Below are 15,436 nucleotides of genomic sequence, written 5' to 3'. Positions count from 1 at the left end.
GTTCGGCAGAAGTCGACGTCGCCGCGACCCTTTCGGCGAGAAGAGGATGCCTCCATGAAGCCCCCGCCGGTGGTGTATCACGACCCGGACACGGTCGACGAGGCCGTGCGGTTGTTGGCGGAACACGGCGGACACGCGAAGGTCCTGGCCGGTGGCCAGAGCCTGGTGCCGATGCTGAACATGCGGCTGACGGCGCCCGCGCGGCTGATCGACGTGAACCGCCTGGACGAGCTCGCCTATGTGCGCACGGACCTGGAAGGCGTCCGGGTCGGCGCGCTGGCCCGGCACGCGGACGTCGAACGCGCCACCCACGCCTTCGAAGCCGTCCCCCTCTTACGCCAGGCCGTCCGCACCGTCGCACACCCGACCATCCGCAACCGCGGAACGACCGTCGGCAGCCTCGTGCACGCGGATCCGTGTGCTGAGATGCCCGCGGTGCTGCTGCTCCTCGACGGCGATGTGCTTCTGCGCTCGGAGCGCGCCGGGGAGAGGGTCGTCAAGGCGGCCGACTTCTTCGTCGGCCCGATGGAATCAGCCTGCGAAGAAGACGAGCTGGCCATCGAGGCCTACTTCCCGAAACCCAAAGGCCGTACCGGAACCGACTGGCGCGAACTGTCACGGCGCAACGGCGACTACGCGATGTGCGGGGTCGGAACCTCGGTCCGCGTCGACGAGTCCGGCGCCGTGACCTCCGCGAAGGCGGTGTACATCGGGGTGGGGCCGGTGCCGCAGCTGGTGGACGTGACCGCCGCGGGCGCCGACTGGGACGCCGCCGCCGAACACGCGGCCGACCAGCTCGACCCCGAGGACGACATCCACGCGACCGCCGAGTATCGCAGGCATCTGGCACGCGTCCTGACCGCGCGCTCGCTGAAGGCGGCGTACGAGGCGGTGGCCCCGTGACCGAGCAACTGCATCAGATCACTGTCACGGTCAACGGCGTCACCCGGCGCGGCGAGACCCCGGCCCGGCGCCTGCTCGCCGACTTCCTGCGCATGGACCTCGGCCTCACCGGCACGCACCTCGGCTGCGAACACGGCGTCTGCGGCGCCTGCACCGTCCTGCTGGACGACGTCCCGGTCCGGTCCTGCCTCGTCTTCGCGGTCTCGGTCGACGGCCACGCGATCACCACCGTCGAAGGATGCTGCGATCCCGGCGGCGAGCTCGGCCCGGTGCAGCAGGCCTTCCAGGAATGCCACGGCCTGCAGTGCGGATTCTGCACCCCCGGCTTCATCACCACGATCACCGCCTACCTGGAGGAGAACCCCAAGCCGACCGAGGAGGAGGCGCGCGAGGCGATCGGCGGGAACCTGTGCCGCTGCACCGGCTACCAGAACATCGTCGCCGCGGTCCTTCGCGCGGCGGAGATTCTGAATGAGACACAGATTAAGAGCGAGCGGGAGGCACCGCATGAGTGAGAAGCTCGTCGGCCAACCGCTGGTCCGCAAAGAGGATCCCAGGCTCCTGAGAGGCGACGGCCGCTACGTCGACGACCTCGGCCGAGGCGCCCTCGCGGCAGCGTTCGTCCGCAGCCCCAACGCGCACGCACGCATCGCAGACATCGACGTCACCGACGCGCTGGACGTCGAAGGCCTCGTCGCCGTCTACACCTACGAGGACCTGCCCGGCCGCGTCGCCGAACCGCTCCCGCTGCTGATCCCGCACCCCGACCTCACCCACCCCCGCACTCCGTACTGCCTGGCCAAGGACGAGGTCAACCACGTCGGCGAGGCCGTGGTCATGGTGGTCGCGACCGACCGCTACGTCGCCGAGGACGCGGCCGAGCGGATCGTGGTCACGTACGAGGACCTGCCGCCGGTCGTGGGCATCGACCAGGCAAGGGCGGCGCAGCGCCTGGTGCACGACGAGGTGCCGGGCAACATCGCCGCGCGCAGCGTGCAGACCAACGGCAAGGGCGATGCCCACGAAGCCATCGCCGCCGCCCCGCACCGCCTGTCGCTGGACCTGCAGATCGAGCGCAGCGCCTCGATGCCCATGGAGGGCAAGGGAGTCCTGGCGCACTGGGACGCCGACGACAGAACCCTGCGAGTCCACACCTCGACGCAGACCTCGACGAGCGTCCGCCTGGCCGTGGCGGCCAAGCTGGAACTGCCGCCGGACCGCGTCGAGGTGATCACCCCCGACGTCGGCGGCGGCTTCGGCGTGAAGATCGTGCATCCCTGGCCCGAGGAGATCCTGGTGCCGTGGGCCGCGATGAAGCTGGGCCGGGACGTGAAGTGGGTCGAGGACCGGCGCGAGCACTTCATCTCCAGCGCGCACGAGCGCGGCCAGCAGCAGCACGTCGAGGTCGGCTTCGACGACGCGGGCCGGCTGCACGGGCTCAGCGTCGAGATCTGGCACGACAACGGCGCGTACGTGCCCTACGGGATCATCGTGCCGATCGTGACGTCCACGCAGCTGCTGGGGCCGTACAAGGTCGGCGCGTACCGGGTCGAGTTCACCTCGCTGTATACGAACACTGTCATCGTCACCCCCTACCGGGGCGCGGGACGGCCGCAAGGCGTGTTCGCGATGGAGCGGACGATGGACGCCATCGCCGAGTACCTGGGCCTGGACCGGCTCGCGGTGCGCGAGGCCAACCTGATCCAGCCCGAGGAGATGCCCTACGACCAGGGTCTGGTGTTCCAGGACGGCCGTCCGCTGATCTACGACTCCGGCGACTACCCGTCGATGCTGCGGATGATCCGCGAGCTCGTCGGCTGGGACGGCTTCGAGGCCGAGCGCGCGGCGGCCGCGGCGGAGGGCCGCCGGATCGGGATCGGCATCGGGGCGTACGTCGAGGGCACCGGCATGGGTCCCTACGAAGGCGCGCACGTGAAGGTGGAGACGACCGGCGAAATCGTTGTCTCCACAGGGCTGACGACACAGGGCCAGGGACACTACACATCCCTGGCGCAGATCGCCGCCGACGTGCTGGGGGTCGGCGTCGCGAACATCACGGTCATCACCGGCGACACCCGCCGGTTCAAGTACGCGGTCGGGACGTTCGCCTCGCGCGCCATCGTGACCAGCGGGAACGCCGTCGCCATCGCCGCCGGCAAGGTCGCCGAGAAGGCGAAGCGGATCGCGGCGGCGGCGCTGGGCGGCGGCGCCGATCCGGCGGACCTGGAGCTCGTCGACGGGACCGTGCGCCGCCGTGACGATCCCGCGGCTTCGATCGACCTGCGCACGGTCGCGGTGCTGTCGAACCCGCTGCGCTACGCCTTCGACGAGGCGGCGAAGGCGGCCACGCAGTTCGCGGCGGCCGTCGGCACCGGCGACGAACCGGGCCTGGAGGCGACCGGCTACTACATGCCGGAGCGTTCGACGTTCGCGGCCGGGGCACACGGCGTCGTGGTCGAGACGGACCCTGAGACCGCTGATATCCGCATCCTGAGGTACTGCGTCGTGCACGACTGCGGCGTGGTCGTGAACCCGCGCATCGTCGAGGGCCAGGTGCACGGCGGCGTCGCGCAGGGCGTCGGGGGAGCGCTGTACGAACGGATCGTCTACGACGACGCCGGCCAGCTGGTCAACGCCTCCTACATGGACTTCCTGATCCCGTTCGCCACGGAGGTGCCGCACATCCAGACGGCGCACATGGTGACCGCCTCGGGAGTGAACCCCCTGGGGTTGAAGGGCGCCGGTGAGGCCGGGGTCATCCCGACCTCGGCGGCCGTCGCCTCGGCGATCGAGGACGCCGAGGGGCTGAGCGTGCGGCGGATGCCGATCTCGCCGAGCGAGCTGTACGAACTGCGGAAGACGCGCACGACGCGCGAGACGGGGAAGGAACAGGTGAGCGCGTGAAGGTCTCCGGGAGCTCGGTTCTCAACGCCGACGTGGGGCGGGTCTACGAAGCGCTGACGGATCCACGGACGCTGGCCGCGGCGATCCCCGGCTGCGAGCGCCTGGAGCTGGTCGCCCCCGACGTGTACGACATGGTGGTCACGGTCGGCGTGGGCTCGATCAAGGGCACGTACAAGGGCCGCGTGGAGCTGGCCGACCGGGCCGCGCCGCGCTCGTTCACGCTGCGCGCCTCCGGCGCCGGCGCCCCGGGCACGGTCTCCGCGGAGTGTCGGATGCTGCTGGTCGACGAGGCCGCGGCCCGAACCCGGGTCGAGTACGACGCCGACGCGGTGATCGGCGGCGTGGTCGGCGGCGTCGGGCAGCGGATGCTCGGCGGCGTGGCCCGCAAGCTCGCGGGGCAGTTCTTCACCGGGATGGACGGCGTCCTGGCACGCGAGCGCGGCGCGGTGGCCGGCACCGTGGCCGGCGAGCCGGCCGAGCTGGTGCCGACCGCCGCCGCGACCACTGTGGTGCAGCCGGTGACCGGACCGGTCGCGGCCTTCCCGATCGCCGCGCCGCCGGGCCAACCGGGCTCCTCCAACGCCGCGGTGGCGCTGTCGGCGGGAATCGTCGGAGCGGCCGCCGCCCTGAGCGGCGTGGCGCTCGGCTACCTGATGGGCCGCCTGAGCGGCCGCCGGGGGCCACGATGACGGCGCGCGGCGCGGACTCGGGCCCGCGCCGCCGCAAGACTGGAGCGCTTCACGTCGGCGGCGCAGGGCTTGTTCTCGCGGCCGCGCCGTTGCTCAGCCAAGTGATTTGTGCGGCGGCAGGCAGCGCCGGCGGTGTTGGCGCGCGCAAGCAGATGCCGTTGACCGACAGCCGCGTCGGTGTAGCCGACCAACGTGGCCTTACCGGTACTCACCGCGCCATGGCTCCCGCTGAAGCGCTTCGCCCCAGAACCCCCGGAGCCGTCCCATGCGTCCGCTGACCGCCGCCGCCCTCCAACTCGCGCCGTACCCGGGCCCGCTCACCGCCAACAGCGTCGCGGAGAACCTGAACCGCGCCGTCGAGCTCATCGAGCGCTGCGTCGGTGCGACCGGCGCCGAACTGCTCGTCCTGCCCGAGGCCGTCACCACCGGCTTCACACCGGGCATCCCGGCCGAGGAACTCTGGGACCTGATGAGCCCCGTCCCCGGTCCGACCACCGAGCCGGTGCAGCAGGCCGCGCGGCGCCTCGGCGTCCACGTCGTGCACTGCACCTACGAGCGCGGCGAGGAGCGCGGCGTCGTCTACAACTCCGCGCTGCTCATCGACCCCGCCGGCGACATCCGCGGCGTCTACCGCAAGACGCACCTCTTTCCCGGCGAGACGAAGTGGGTCACGCCCGGGGACTCCGTCACCGTCGTCGACACCGATCTCGGCCGCATCGGCCTGGCCGTGTGCTTCGACGGCGACTTCCCCGAGCTCTTCCGCATCCAGGCGGTGCGCGGCGCCGAGATCGTCTGCCGGCCTTCGGCCCTTCTCCGCTCGGCCGATATCTGGGAACTGACTACCCGGGCCCGCGCCTACGACAACCACGTCTACGTCATCGGCGCCAACGCCACCGGCACCGACCCGGCCGGCGTCCACTACTTCGGCAACTCCCTCATCGTCACGCCGATCGCCGAGGTCGTGGCCCGCGCCGCCTCGCACGAGGGCTGGGTCGCCGCACGCCTGGATCCCGCCGACGCCATGCGGACCCTGACACCCGGCTCCGACCGCGCGCAGACCTTCGACCACCTCGCCGAGCGCAACCTGCACCTGCTCGACAAGTACCAGAAGGACCTGATCAGCGAGGCGCGGACACCGTTCCGCCTCGGAGAATCCGGGGGCGCTGCATGATCCGGATCGGCATCGACACCGGCGGGACGTTCACCGACGTCGTGGCGATCGACGACCAGACCGGCCGGGCAGTGGCCGGCAAGGTCCCCTCGACCCCCGCCGACCCCTCGGAGGGCTTCATCGCTGCGGTCCGCAAAGCCCTGACACTCCTGGACGCGGCCCCCGAGGACATCGCCGTCGTCAGCCACGGCACCACCGTCGCCACCAACCAACTCCTCCAGGGCAAGGTCGACCGGCTCGGCTTCATCACCACCGCAGGGTTCGAACACCTGCTGGAGATCGCCCGCCAGTCCGTCCCCGACGGCTACGGCAACAGCTACTTCTGGGTCAAGCCGCCCCGCATCGTCCCCGCCGACCTGGTCCGCGGCGTCGGAGGACGCCTCGACGCCGACGGCCAAGAAGTCCGCGCCTTCAGTACCGCCGACGCCAAAGAAGCCGCGCGCCACCTCAAAGCCGCAGGTGTCCGCTCCATCGGCGTGTCCTTCCTGCACTCCTACGCCAACGCAGAACACGAACAAGCGATGCGCGACGTCCTCGAAGCGGAGTTCCCCGAGGCCGCGGTGTCGATATCCTCCGACGTCCTGCCCGAATACCGCGAGTACGAGCGCTCGATGACCACGCTTGTAGACGCCGCCGTGAAACCGACCGTGTCCGGCTACGTCGGCCGCATCCGCGCCCGCCTCGACGCGCTGAATCCCGTGCCGAATCCTTTACCGGACAACGCTCGCAGCATCCCCTTCTACGTCATGAAGTCCAACGGCGGCGTCCTGTCCGCCGAGGAAGTCATCCGCCAACCGGTCACCACCGTCCTGTCCGGACCGGCCGCCGGAGCCCTCGGCGCGGCCCTCATCTCCGCGCACGCCGGCTTCGACCGCATCCTGACCCTCGACGGCGGCGGCACCTCGACCGACGTCGCCGTCGTGCTGCACGGCGAGCCGGCCGTCACCACCGAGGGCGGCGTCGGCGGCTACCCGTCGAAGATCCCGATGATCGACGTCGTCACGGTCGGCGCCGGCGGCGGCTCGATCGCCTGGCTGTCCCCGGAGGGCACGCTCAAGGTCGGTCCCCGCTCGGCCGGCGCCGATCCCGGCCCGGTCTGCTACGGCCGCGGCGGCACGGAGGTCACGGTCACCGACGCGCACCTGGTCCTGGGCCGCATCCCCGCCGGGCTGCTCGGCGGCGAGGTCCCACTGGACCGCGAGGCGGCCCGCGCGGGCCTGGCCGGGCTTGGCGGCAAGCTCGGCATGACCGAGGAAGCGGTCGCGGCCGGGATCCTGGAGATCTCAGCGTGGAACCAAGCCAATGCCCTGCGACAGGTGACGGTGAAGCGCGGGCTGGACGTCCGCGACTTCCAGCTGACCGCTTTCGGTGGCTCCGGTGCATTGTTGGCTTGTCGTCTTGTCGACATCCTCGGCGTGCGCGGGGTGCTGGTACCGCCGGACCCCGGCAACGTCTCGGCGTTCGGGCTGCTCACGGTCGACGTCCGCAACGACTACGTGCAGACCCACGTCCGCCGCCACGACCGCATCGACGTGGAGCGAGTAAGAACCCTGTTCGGCGACCTCCAAGCCAGCGCGGCACAAGCGCTCCACGCCGAAGGCTTCGAGGAGCCCGAGCAGGTGTTCAAGCGCAGCGCCGACCTCCGCTACTTCGGACAGGCCTACGAAGTCCGCGTCCCGGTACCCGACGGAGACTTCGCCGCCGAGAGCGTGGTGGCAGCCTTCCACGCCGCCCACGAAGGTATGTACGGATACTCCTTCCGCGACGACGACCGCCAGGTCGTGGAATGGGTGAACCTCCGCGTCACCGGAATCGGGCCGATCAGGCGCCCCGACATCAGCGAGGTGCCGGCCCGGACCGACGGATCACCCGAACCGGCCGGAGTCCGCCAGGTCTGGTTCGACGACGCACCGGTTGCGGCAGCCATCCACCACCGGAGAACCCTGAGACACGGCGACCGCGTCGAGGGCCCCGCCGTCATCGAGGAGTACGGCTCGACCGTGCCCGTGCATCCCGGATTCGTCTGCGACGTGGACCGCTGGGGCAATCTGCTGCTGACCCAGGAGGACCGCGCATGCTGAACCCCGTCCTGCTGGAGATCGTCGAGGGCACCCTGGCCTCCGTCGAGCGCGAGGTCGAGACCGCGATCGCCCGCACCTCGCGCTCCCCGATGATCCGCGACGCCCACGACTTCCGCGTCGGCATCCACGACGCGCGCCTGCGCAAGCTCACCGGCCGCTCCTACTCGGCCCTGGTGCATCCGGTGGTCCGCGACTACCCGATGGACACGATGCGCCCCGGCGACGTCTTCTTCCACAACGACGTCTACCTCTCCGAAGGCGGCATCGGCCACCTGCCGGATCTGTGCGTCACCGTGCCGGTCTTCCACGACGGCGCCGTCGCCGCCTTCGTCCAGGCCTTCGGCCACCACGACGACATCGGCGGCGCGTGCCCGGGATCGATGCCCTCCGGCGCGCGCAGCGTCTTCGAAGAGGGCCTGATGGTGCCGCCGATCCGGCTGTGGGACGCCGGGGTGCCGAACGAGGCCGCACTGAAGATCATGACCCGCAACTCCCGGATGCCGGACTCGCTGGCCGCCGACCTGGACGCGGAGTGCTCGGCCTGCCTGATGGGCGCGCGGCGGCTCGGCGAGGTGTTCGCGCGCTACGGACGCCCGGCCGTCGAAGAGTGCTTCGACGCCATCATCGACCTGACCACCGAGACCTTCCGCCGCGAGGTGCTGGCGAAGATCCCCGACGGCTCCTACACCTGGGAGGACTACGCCGAGCACGACGGCGTCGACGCGCCGCGGCTGCACCGGCAGCGGATCACCGTGACGAAGCTGCCGGAGGACGGCGGCCGGCTGGTCATCGACTTCGACGGCACCGGGCCGCAGGCGAAGGGGCCGATCAACCACTGCGGCGACTACGCGGACGGCAACTTCCTGAAGAAGTGGCTCGCGCCGGTGCTGCGCAACCTCGCCGACAGCCCGGAGCGGATGGCCGAGCTGGACGTCAACGAGGGCGTGGTGCCGCTGATCGAGATGCGCTTCCCGCCGCCGGGGACGTTGCTGACGCCGGTGTTCCCGGCGCCGACGAACGCGCGCACGTTCGTGATCCTGCGGCTGCTCGGCGTGCTCTCCGGGGCGCTGGCCAAGGCCGTGGACGGCCGCATGCCCGCCGACCAGGAGACGATCCGCTACACCGGCGTCTACGGCCTGGACGCCGAGGGCCTGCCGTATCTCATGCGCGAAGTCCTCGGCGGCGGCTCCGGCGGGCGCTACTACGCCGACGGCGAGGACACGATCCACGTGGTCCCGGACTCGCGCAACATCCCGGTGGAGTTCGCCGAGGCACGCTGGCCGTTCCGGGTGGAGAAGCTGGGCCTCGCGGTGGACTCCGGCGGTCCCGGGCGCTTCCGCGGCGGACTCGGCTACGAGAAGCAGATCAGGATGCTGCGGGACGCGGACTTCATGAGCATCGCCGACCGCTCGATCCTGGCCTGCTGGGGCGTGAAGGGCGGCCGGGCCGGCCGGCCGTTCGAGGTGGTGATCGATCCCGGCGGGCCCGACGAGCGGGTGGTCGACGCGCTGGCGGACGCCGAGCCGGTGGGCGCCGGGGAGGTCATCCGGATCCGGACGACCGGCGGCGGCGGGTGGGGCGATCCGCTGGAGCGGCCCGTCGAGGACGTGGTCAGGGATCTGCGATGGGGGAAGGTGTCGGTCGAGGGGGCGTTGCGGGACTACGGGGTGGTGATGGCCTCGGTGCCGCCGAGCGCCCGACCCGACGCCCTTGAGGTCGCCTACGGCTTGGATCGTGCGGACAGTTTCAGGGACGGGACCACGGCTTTCGGCGAATCCGGCGCCGCTCTCGACGCCGGCGCGGGCTTCGACGTCGACACCGCAGCCACCGAGGACCTGCGGGCGACGATGCGGGCGACGCGCGGCTCGCTCCCCTTCTTCGACCGCGGCCCGGGTTTCGCGCGGTTGGCGCACGGCGCGACGTCGGCCTACTGCGATTGGCTGTGACATGCGGACCCTGATCGCGTTGGGCGGCAACGCCATGACGGCGCCGGACGGCCGCGCACGCCCCGAGGACCAGATCGCGGCGGTCGGCGTGGCGATGGAGGCGGTCGCGGATCTCGTCGCGGACGGCGTCGAGGTGGTGCTGACGCACGGCAACGGGCCGCAGGTCGGCAACCTGCTGGTGAAGAACGAGCTGGCCGCGCACGTGGTGCCGCCGGTGCCGCTCGACTGGTGCGGCGCGCAGACGCAGGGGACGCTCGGGTTCGTGATCGTCAGCGCACTGGAGGGCGCGCTGGCCGCGCGGAGCATCGCGAAGCCGGTCGCGGCGGTCGTGACCCGGACGCTGGTCGATGCGAACGACCGCGGATTCACCAAACCCACCAAGCCGGTCGGACGCTACCTGCCGGAAGATCAGGCTGCTGCGATGATCGCCCACGGCCAGACCTGGGAGGATCGCGGCGAGCGCGGCTGGCGGCGCGTGGTCGCCTCGCCCGAACCGCTGGAGATCCTGGACGCCCCCGCCGCGACGGCGCTGCTCGACGCCGGGTACGTCGTCGTCGCCTGCGGTGGCGGCGGGATCCCGATGACGCGTGAGGCGTCGACCGGAGCTCTGGTCGGCGTCGAGGCCGTCATCGACAAGGACCTCTCGGCGGTCCTGCTGGCCCGGGCCGTCGGTGCCGACCAGCTGGTCGTCGCCACCGACGTGGACAGCATGTTCCTGCACTTCGGCGCGCCCGATGCCAGGGCCCTGCGTCGTATCGGCGTCGCCGATCTGCGTGCGCATCTGGCGGCGGGGGAGTTCGGGGGCGGGAGCATGGCGCCGAAGGCGGAGGCGGCGTGCCGCTTCGTCGAGGGCGGCGGGCGGCGGGCCGTCGTCGCCGCGTTGGGATGTATTCGTGAAGCCGTTCTTGGGGAAGCCGGAACTGTAGTGGAGAAGGAGTAAAGAGTTGCCTGAGGCGATCGAGGTCCGGAAGGTGCCGTTGCGGCACGTCAGTGATGCGTCCGGGTTGGCCGAGCTGATCACCGCCGGGGTGGTCGAGGCCGACCGGGTGGTGGCGGTCGTCGGCAAGACCGAGGGCAACGGCGGGGTCAACGACTACACGCGCATCATCGCCGACCGCGCGTTCCGCGAGACGCTGGTGCGGCTCGGGACGCGCAGCGAGGCGGAGGTCGCGCTGGTGCCGATCGTGTGGTCCGGCGGGACGGACGGGGTGCTCTCGCCGCACGCGACCGTCTTCGCCACGACCGACGCAGAGCCCTGTGACGAGCCGCGGCTGACTGTCGGGTTCGCGATGAGCGAGCCGTTGCTGCCCGAGGAGATCGGCCGGTCGGCGATGATCACGAAGGTCGCCGACGCGGTCCACGAGGCGATGAAGCGGGCCGGCATCGACGACCCCGCGGACGTGCACTACGTGCAGACCAAGACCCCGCTGCTGACGATCCAGACCATCCGCGAGGCCAAGGCGCGTGGGAACTCGGTGTGGACCGAGCAGACGCACGAGTCGATGGACCTGTCCAACGGCTGCACGGCACTGGGGATCGCGGTCGCGCTCGGCGAGGTGGAGATGCCCTCGGACGAGGCGGTGCTGCATGACAGAGCCCTGTATTCGTCGGTGGCCTCGTGCTCCTCGGGCGTGGAGCTGGACCGCGCGCAGGTCGTCGTGGTCGGCAACGCCTCCGGCGTCGGCGGCCGCTACCGCATCGGGCACTCGGTGATGACCGACGCCCTGGACGCCGACGGCATCTGGGACGCGATCCGCGCGGCCGGGCTGGACCTGCCGGAGCGGCCGCGCTCGTCGGACCTGGACGGCCGGCTGGTGAACGTGTTCCTCAAGTGCGAGGCCAGCACCGACGGGATGGTGCGCGGCCGGCGCAACGCCATGCTCGACGACTCCGACGTGCACTGGCACCGGCAGATCAAGGCCTGCGTCGGCGGCGTCGCGGCCTCGGTGACCGGCGACCCGGCGGTCTTCGTCTCGGTCTCGGCCGCGCATCAGGGCCCGGACGGCGGCGGGCCGGTCGCGGCGATCGTGGACGTGGGCCCGGGTGCTTGATCGTGCGTGACCTGCTGCCCACCCTGCTCGCCTGGCGTGCCGCCGGGGAGCCGTTCGTCCTGGCCACCGTGGTGGCCGCGGACGGCGGCGGGCCGCGCGAACTCGGCGCGGCGATGGCGGTGCGGATGACCGGCGGCGTGCCGGGCGAGGTGGTCGGCAGCGTGTCCGGGGGCTGCGTCGAGGCGGCGGTGATCGAGGCCGCGGCGGAAGTCCTCGCCGACGGCCGGCCCCGGCTGCACACATACGGCCTGGAGGACTCCGACGCGGTCGGCCTGACCTGCGGCGGCACCCTGTCGGTGTTCGTCGAGCCGGGAACGGCCGCCACCGCGCACCTGGACCGCGTGCACGACGCGGTCGAGCAGGGCGCCGGCGCCGCGGTGGTCACGGTCACCGCCGGCCCGCCGGAGCTGGTGGGGCTGCACCACGGCGACGTCCTGCGCGCCAACGGTTACGAGGCGCTGGCCGACGCGGTCGCGCGGGACGCCGACGCGCTGGTGGACGTGGGGGAGCCGGCGCTGCGGCGGTACCGGCTGGACGGGTGTCCGGCACCGGCGGCTGGGGTCGCGGCGTGGGACGAGCCGGACAGCGTGACAGTGTTCTTCAACGTGATGGCCGCACCGCCACGGATGATCATCCTCGGCGCCCTGGACTACGCGGCGTCACTGGCGACCGTCGGCCGCTTCCTCGGCTACTGGGTGACGGTCTGCGACGCGCGGCCGGTGTTCGCCACGAACGAGCGCTTCCCGAACGCGCACGAGGTCGTGGTCGCCTGGCCGCACAAGTACCTGGCCGTGACGTCGATCGACGCCCGGACGGCGATCTGCGTGCTGACCCACGACCCGAAATTCGACGTGCCGGCGCTCCAGATCGCGCTGCGCTCGCCGGCGCTCTACGTCGGCGCGATGGGCTCGCGGCGCACGTGCGAGGACCGCGAGCGGCGGCTGCGCGACGCGGGCGTCACAGAGCACGAACTCGCCCGTCTCGCCGCGCCGATCGGGCTCGACCTCGGCGCCTCGACCCCGGCGGAGACCGCGGTGTCGATCGCGGCGGAGCTGGTCGCGGCGCGGCGGCGGGGGAGTGGGGAGCCGCTGCGGCGGACGAGGGGACGGATTCACCGATGAACGACGATTTTTCGATGAGCATTGATTCGCCGGTGACCGCCACGTCCCGCAGACGCCTACCCGGCCACCACGGACCTTCCCGCATCACCGGCATCGTCCTGGCCGCCGGCGCCGCCACCCGCTTCGGCGGCGGCAAGGCCGTCGCGCGCTTCCAGGGCGAGCGCCTCGTCGACCGCGCCGTGGCCACGCTCGTCGCCGGCGGCTGTGACCGCGTCCTCGTCGTGGTCGGCGCCCTCGACGTCGGCGCCGTACATCACGCGATCCTCGTCCTGAACCCCGACTGGCAGACCGGCATGGGCAGCTCGCTCCGCGCCGGCCTGTCCGCCGCGCGCGACGCCGAGGCGGTCGTCGTGACGCTCGTCGACCAGCCGCTCATCGGCGCGGAGGCCGTGCAGCGCCTCGCCGAGGCCTGGCGCGACGGCGCGCCGATCGCCGTCGCCGCCTACGAAGGCCGTCGTGCGCATCCGGTCCTGTTCGGCCGCGAGGCCGTCGCCGACCTGCTTCCGACGCTGACCGGCGACGCCGGAGCCCGCGACTTCCTCGCCTCGCGCTCGGACGTCGTCACCGTGGACTGTACCGACACCGGCCGTCCTGACGACGTCGATACCGTCGAAGCGCTACGCCGTCTCAGTCCGTGACCCGCCTCAGCCGTTGGGCGGCAGCTGCCGCCGCTGCCGCTCCCACCGCGCCCGCCGCGACTGCACCACCGGCGCCGAGATCCCGAACAGCGCCGCCCCGGCCGGCCCGGCCACCCACAGCGGCCACGGATACGGGAACGACACCGTCGTCAGCCCGACCAGCACCCACACCACGATGTTGATCGCCACCGCGGCGAACCAGAGCGTCCACAACACCTTCAGGCCGCCCGGCAGGTCGACGTACGCGCCGCGGACGCCCGGGTGCGGAGTCGGCGGCGGGGCCGGCGGCGGCGTGTTCACGATGTACACCGGTTGCGGGGCCGCTGCCGGCGGCGGAGCTGCCGGCGCGCGTGTCGGCGCGGGAACGCCGACCGGCAGGTCGTCGTGCAGGAGCTCCAGATCCGCGATGGTGACGGCCTCGTAGGCCTTCTCCATCCGCTCGACGTACTCGTCCATCTTCAGCCGGCCGTCGTCGAGGGCCTGCTTCAGCACCTCGACGACCGCCTGCCGTTCGGAGTCGGAGGCGCGCAGGCGTTGCCGTTTGTCACCGTCCGCGCGGACATCGCGGTCGTCACTCATGCACTTCCCCCAACCGGTCCGGCCCCAGCGAGGCCCCCGCAACCTTTCCTGGGACAGAGCCTAGCCCTCGAACTGCACGTCCGGGTTGCCCGGCGTCGGGCCGTCGAGCAGGGGCTGGTGGATCCCCTTCAGCGACTGGTCGAAGAACGCCGTCACGTACTCCCGCGTGATCGTCGCGCCGCGCAGCGGGTCGATCGGCGGCTGCCCGGGCAGTCCGGCCTCCTGCGCCAGGATCGGGATGTCGGTGAAGGTCGCGTGGTCGGAGCCGTCGACGTAGAGCCAGCGCTTGTAGCCGCCGAGGTTCGCGTAGGTCTGGATCCAGGTCGGGTCCTGGAGCCCGTGGCTCATCATGAGGTACGGACGGGTGATCTTCCCGGCCGCCGGGACCGGGAAGAAGGTGCCGTCCAGGTTGACGCCGGCCAGCACCCGCGGATCGCTGAGCATGGTGTCCACGGTCGCCGCCCCGCCGATCGAGTGCCCGGCCATGCCGATGCTGCGCTTGTCGATCAGTTCACTGAGACGCCAGGCGCAGTCGCCGTGCGTCAGCTGGTCGATGACGAAGGACACGTCCTTCGCGCGGCTGGCGGTGATCTGGTCCGGCGACGGCGCGGTCGGGCTGCTGCCGTCGCAGATCGCGCACGGCGGCGTCTGGCCGTTCGCCAGCGTCTCCCCGCTGTCCTCGTAGGTGTGCCCGACGAGCGCCACGACGTACCCGTGGCTGGCCAGCTCGGTGGCCAGCGAGGTAAGTGTCGTGCGCGGGTTCTCGAACCCGGGCGAGAGCACGACGAGCGGGTACTTGCCGTGCACGGCCCGCGCGCCGTCGTAGGCGTGCGTGGTGACATCGGAGAGCTCCTGGGCCGTGACGCCGGTCCCGGCCGGCACCCGGTACTGGATGAAGCCGGCCGCCTCGGCGAGCGTCATATAAGGGGCCTGAGTCCCAGTCCCGGCGACGGCGGGATAGAACATGGACACGGTGAGCTGCCGGGGCCCGGCCGCCGGGACCCACGGATCGGGCCGGCCCCAGTCGGTGAGGTGGATGACGTCCTCACCGGCGGCGAAGCGCCCGGTCGGGGCTGGCAGCGAGCCCTGGAAGGCCGCGGCGGGGGTCACCGAGGCGAGCACGCTGGCCCGCGCGGAGGCCGGAAACGGCGTGGCGGTCGCGGCCACGGCGGCGCCGGTCGTGGCGACCGACGCCGCGAGGGCCAGGACGGCGGTGATGCTGGTACGACGATGAAATGCCATGCCTTCGACGCTAGATCGGCGGCGCCGCCGCCCGAATCAGCCTGCGGACGGTAATCTTCGAACCCTGTCATCCTCGGGACGGAGGTGCCTCATCCGCCCGGGGGATGGTAG

At 71.8% G+C, this 15,436-nt stretch carries 13 protein-coding genes; 11 read left to right on the top strand and 2 right to left on the bottom strand.

Annotated elements, in window-relative coordinates:
• The first annotated feature begins 54 nt into the window (after positions 1-54).
• The 11 genes from ABH920_RS10050 (at position 55) to ABH920_RS10000 (ending at position 13,504) form a co-directional block, all read left to right on the top strand.
• Positions 55-903 (top strand): xanthine dehydrogenase family protein subunit M, encoded by an 849-nt coding sequence (locus tag ABH920_RS10050; RefSeq protein ID WP_370348630.1) that lies wholly within the window; start codon positions 55-57, stop codon positions 901-903.
• A complete protein-coding gene (locus ABH920_RS10045; protein WP_370348629.1) occupies positions 900-1,418 on the top strand; it encodes a (2Fe-2S)-binding protein in 519 nt (172 codons plus the stop codon). Before ABH920_RS10050 ends, ABH920_RS10045 begins: the two co-directional genes overlap by 4 nt.
• Positions 1,411-3,807: an aerobic carbon-monoxide dehydrogenase large subunit gene (cutA, locus tag ABH920_RS10040; protein WP_370348628.1), complete on the top strand. Its 2,397-nt coding sequence runs from the start codon at positions 1,411-1,413 to the stop codon at positions 3,805-3,807. The genes ABH920_RS10045 and cutA overlap by 8 nt, the downstream gene beginning before the upstream one ends.
• Positions 3,804-4,496: a carbon monoxide dehydrogenase subunit G gene (locus ABH920_RS10035; RefSeq protein ID WP_370348627.1), complete on the top strand. Its 693-nt coding sequence runs from the start codon at positions 3,804-3,806 to the stop codon at positions 4,494-4,496. The genes cutA and ABH920_RS10035 overlap by 4 nt, the downstream gene beginning before the upstream one ends.
• A 265-nt stretch (positions 4,497-4,761) precedes the next feature.
• Positions 4,762-5,667 (top strand): carbon-nitrogen hydrolase family protein, encoded by a 906-nt coding sequence (locus ABH920_RS10030; RefSeq protein WP_370348626.1) that lies wholly within the window; start codon positions 4,762-4,764, stop codon positions 5,665-5,667.
• On the top strand, positions 5,664-7,748 hold the full coding sequence (locus ABH920_RS10025; protein ID WP_370348625.1) for a hydantoinase/oxoprolinase family protein: 2,085 nt from the start codon (positions 5,664-5,666) through the stop codon (positions 7,746-7,748). Before ABH920_RS10030 ends, ABH920_RS10025 begins: the two co-directional genes overlap by 4 nt.
• Positions 7,742-9,694, top strand: coding sequence for a hydantoinase B/oxoprolinase family protein (locus ABH920_RS10020; protein WP_370348624.1), 1,953 nt, complete (start codon positions 7,742-7,744; stop codon positions 9,692-9,694). Before ABH920_RS10025 ends, ABH920_RS10020 begins: the two co-directional genes overlap by 7 nt.
• A gap of 1 nt (position 9,695) precedes the next feature.
• A complete protein-coding gene (locus ABH920_RS10015; protein WP_370348623.1) occupies positions 9,696-10,634 on the top strand; it encodes a carbamate kinase in 939 nt (312 codons plus the stop codon).
• 4 nt (positions 10,635-10,638) lie between these two features.
• Positions 10,639-11,745, top strand: a complete 1,107-nt coding sequence (locus ABH920_RS10010; RefSeq protein ID WP_370348622.1) for a ring-opening amidohydrolase — start codon at positions 10,639-10,641, stop codon at positions 11,743-11,745.
• A 2-nt stretch (positions 11,746-11,747) separates the two neighbouring features.
• Positions 11,748-12,866, top strand: a complete 1,119-nt coding sequence (locus ABH920_RS10005; RefSeq protein WP_370348621.1) for an XdhC family protein — start codon at positions 11,748-11,750, stop codon at positions 12,864-12,866.
• Positions 12,867-12,880: 14 nt separating this feature from the next.
• A complete protein-coding gene (locus ABH920_RS10000) occupies positions 12,881-13,504 on the top strand; it encodes an NTP transferase domain-containing protein (RefSeq protein ID WP_370348620.1) in 624 nt (207 codons plus the stop codon).
• 6 nt (positions 13,505-13,510) lie between these two features.
• On the opposite strand, the gene ABH920_RS09995 is transcribed toward ABH920_RS10000, so the two are convergent.
• Positions 13,511-14,083, bottom strand: a complete 573-nt coding sequence (locus ABH920_RS09995) for a DUF1707 domain-containing protein (RefSeq protein ID WP_370348619.1) — start codon at positions 14,081-14,083, stop codon at positions 13,511-13,513.
• A 60-nt stretch (positions 14,084-14,143) separates the two neighbouring features.
• A complete protein-coding gene (locus ABH920_RS09990) occupies positions 14,144-15,325 on the bottom strand; it encodes an alpha/beta hydrolase family protein (RefSeq protein WP_370348618.1) in 1,182 nt (393 codons plus the stop codon).
• Positions 15,326-15,436: the final 111 nt, after the last annotated feature.

The organism is Catenulispora sp. EB89 (assembly GCF_041261445.1).
GTDB lineage: Bacteria > Actinomycetota > Actinomycetes > Streptomycetales > Catenulisporaceae > Catenulispora.
The sequence above is the reverse complement of the archived record's forward strand: the minus strand, read 5'-3'. Positions and strand labels throughout refer to the sequence as shown.

Excerpts from the sequence above, each read along its gene's own strand:
- ABH920_RS10050 (WP_370348630.1), top strand. The coding sequence starts at position 55 with ATGAAGCCCCCGCCGGTGGTGTATCACGACCCGGACACGGTCGACGAG.
- cutA (WP_370348628.1), top strand. The coding sequence starts at position 1,411 with ATGAGTGAGAAGCTCGTCGGCCAACCGCTGGTCCGCAAAGAGGATCCC.
- ABH920_RS10030 (WP_370348626.1), top strand. The coding sequence starts at position 4,762 with ATGCGTCCGCTGACCGCCGCCGCCCTCCAACTCGCGCCGTACCCGGGC.
- ABH920_RS10025 (WP_370348625.1), top strand. The coding sequence starts at position 5,664 with ATGATCCGGATCGGCATCGACACCGGCGGGACGTTCACCGACGTCGTG.
- ABH920_RS10020 (WP_370348624.1), top strand. The coding sequence starts at position 7,742 with ATGCTGAACCCCGTCCTGCTGGAGATCGTCGAGGGCACCCTGGCCTCC.
- ABH920_RS10015 (WP_370348623.1), top strand. The coding sequence starts at position 9,696 with ATGCGGACCCTGATCGCGTTGGGCGGCAACGCCATGACGGCGCCGGAC.
- ABH920_RS10000 (WP_370348620.1), top strand. The coding sequence starts at position 12,881 with ATGAGCATTGATTCGCCGGTGACCGCCACGTCCCGCAGACGCCTACCC.
- ABH920_RS09995 (WP_370348619.1), bottom strand. The coding sequence starts at position 14,083 with ATGAGTGACGACCGCGATGTCCGCGCGGACGGTGACAAACGGCAACGC.
- ABH920_RS09990 (WP_370348618.1), bottom strand. The coding sequence starts at position 15,325 with ATGGCATTTCATCGTCGTACCAGCATCACCGCCGTCCTGGCCCTCGCG.